Origin of the sequence: Rhizobium sp. 18055 (assembly GCF_902706285.1) — a bacterium.
Classification (GTDB): Bacteria; Pseudomonadota; Alphaproteobacteria; order Rhizobiales; family Rhizobiaceae; genus Rhizobium.
The window spans coordinates 1-393 of the sequence record NZ_CACSKD010000469.1; the positions used below are offsets into that span (position 1 = coordinate 1).

Consider the following 393-nt stretch of genomic DNA (forward strand, 5'->3'; position numbering starts at 1 on the left):
ACAAGAGCTGTCGCTCCGTCTCGTGGGATCGGAGAGGCGTATAAGAGACAGCCCTTTATGAGGTCGCCCTCCCAGTGCCCGGGCATGAGCCGGTCGTCGGCCTCGGGTGGGCGCACGTGGATGCTGACCATGTCGGGAATCTGTCCGCGCCGGTCCTGGCCGGCAGAGCGGGGGCGGCGTCCACTGCGGCCCTGTCGCAGCAAGGCGAGCAATTGCTTTTCAGCTCCCTACAGGGATAGGCGTAGATGGCGTTGTAGATCGTCTCGTGGGACAAGCTCTGGCATGGGTCATCGGGATGCATGCGCTGCAGTGTGCAGGCAATCTGCTGGGGCTAACCAGCGCCAGAGGAGAAGGTCGCAGACGGTGCGCCAGAGGCGGCCGTGCGGATGCAGC

General features: G+C 64.9%; 1 pseudogene. It reads right to left on the bottom strand.

Features of this window, described 5'->3' with window-relative positions:
• Positions 1–393: pseudogene (locus GVL52_RS32670) on the bottom strand (IS30 family transposase); the annotation flags it as partial.